The organism is Pantoea sp. SIMBA_079, assembly GCF_046940275.1.
Lineage (GTDB): Bacteria > Pseudomonadota > Gammaproteobacteria > Enterobacterales > Enterobacteriaceae > Pantoea > Pantoea borealis.
Map to the genome: position 1 here is coordinate 1 of NZ_JAWRYR010000886.1, position 238 is coordinate 238.

A 238-nucleotide genomic window follows, 5' to 3' on the forward strand; every position below is an offset into this window, starting at 1 on the left:
GTATTCAGTGACGAGCAGGGCAAGATGAACCTGTCGCTCAAGGATGTCGGGGGTGGCCTGCTACTGGTGTCACAGTTCACTTTGGCGGCCGACACCCGCAACGGCATGCGCCCAAGCTTCTCGACAGCGGCGCCACCGGCCCTCGGCGCCGAGTTGTTCGACTATCTTTTGCAACAGGCAAAGGCTCAGCACGCCGACGTGGCCAGCGGCCGCTTCGGTGCGGACATGCAGGTGCACC

At 63.4% G+C, this 238-nt stretch carries 1 protein-coding gene; it reads left to right on the forward strand.

The genetic code is table 11. The features are described 5' to 3' along the window. Nucleotides 1-24: 24 nt before the first annotated feature. A partial coding sequence (locus tag SB719_RS22480) for a D-aminoacyl-tRNA deacylase (protein ID WP_412160083.1) occupies nt 25-238 on the forward strand: 214 nt, incomplete at its 3' end.